General features: G+C 62.1%; 1 protein-coding gene. It reads left to right on the top strand.

Annotation, left to right across the window (positions count from 1 at the left end):
• A partial coding sequence (locus tag CAG18_RS25895; protein WP_305880036.1) for a T6SS effector BTH_I2691 family protein occupies window positions 1–1,292 on the top strand: 1,292 nt, incomplete at both ends.

Here is a 1,292-nt window from a genome sequence, read left to right as displayed (position 1 = left end):
CGCAACAATCCCGAACTGCTGGGCATCGCCATGACGCCCGATAAGCTTGGGGTCGACCAGCAGGTTTTCGAGTATGCCCAGCATGGCTGTGCCCCCTTCGACAGTGCGCATGGCTTCCACAGCCGCTGGTTGCGCCGGTTCGCCCTGCGCGGCTATCTGGTCAATGCGATCAACCGGCACAAGCTGGAAAACGGCGTGCTGGCAGTGGTGCTCGACGACACTGTCGGGCTGATTCAGGAGTACAACCATCAGCGCCTGAACTGGGTACTGAAGCGTCAGGCCTGGCGTGAAGAACCGATGCGCGCCTATCAGCTGCAGACCTCGCAGATCCTGCAGATCATTCGCGCCACGCACAGGGAATGGGCGGCGCAGAAGGTGCCGTCGCTGGAACCGATGACGGGTGATGGGCCGCCGGTGTTCACCGACCCGGCAGTCGAGCGGCAGCTGTTGGTCGAGCGTGCGCAGCAGGAGAGTGACGAGCGGCTTGAAGAGCGCTACCACGAACCGCAGCGGGCCGCGTTCCAGGCTGAATATGAGCAGCAGGAGCGTGAGTTTCAGCGTTACATCGACAAGGATGCCCAGGCGTACGTTGCCTTGTTCGATACGCCCATGTTCAAGGTGGCCGAGGCATACGACTACGACGGTAACGATCGTGAGTCCGGGGTGGCCTACGCCAAGACCATGGCCCTGTGCCTGGGTGGTGGCGTTACGGAAGCTGTCGTCCCCCGCCTTGAACCGCATGTTCCCGCTTCCGGCACCAGCGAACTGCTCTGGCTGAAATGGCTGCAGGACCCTGACAGCCCGCCCTACCGCGCCTTGCTGATGCGCGACCAGGCACTGCTGGCCGGGCTGCTGCCCAGTTTCTCCGCCACAGAAGCGATCAACTGGAACGACAGCGACAAGCTTTACGGCATGCTGAGCAAGATCATCGCCAGCGATGACGCCGGCTTGCGCACGCGCAATACCCTCAAACAGGCCATTGCCGAAACGCAGGGTGCGCTCAATGCGGCCAGTCAGCGGCTGGCGCCATGTTTGTCGTCAGGTATTCAGAAGGCTGTGCGGCATTTGAACAGCGCCACGCAGTTTCTCTACAACGGCGTCCACCTGATCGAACTGGAAGTGCAGATGAAGCTGGGCGAGTACTACGCCTTGCAGAGCGCCCACCTCCGGGAGTTGCAGCACAAGGCCAACGCGTCGATCGCCGAGGCGCGGGACCGGATGCGCCGCAATATCGATGACTTCGAGTTTGGCTCGATGAAGGCCATGCGCAAGGTGCGGCCGATCATCCAGCA

The organism is Pseudomonas sp. B22(2017) (assembly GCF_002113105.1).
Lineage (GTDB): Bacteria > Pseudomonadota > Gammaproteobacteria > Pseudomonadales > Pseudomonadaceae > Aquipseudomonas > Aquipseudomonas asiatica.
The sequence above is the reverse complement of the archived record's forward strand: the minus strand, read 5'-3'. Positions and strand labels throughout refer to the sequence as shown.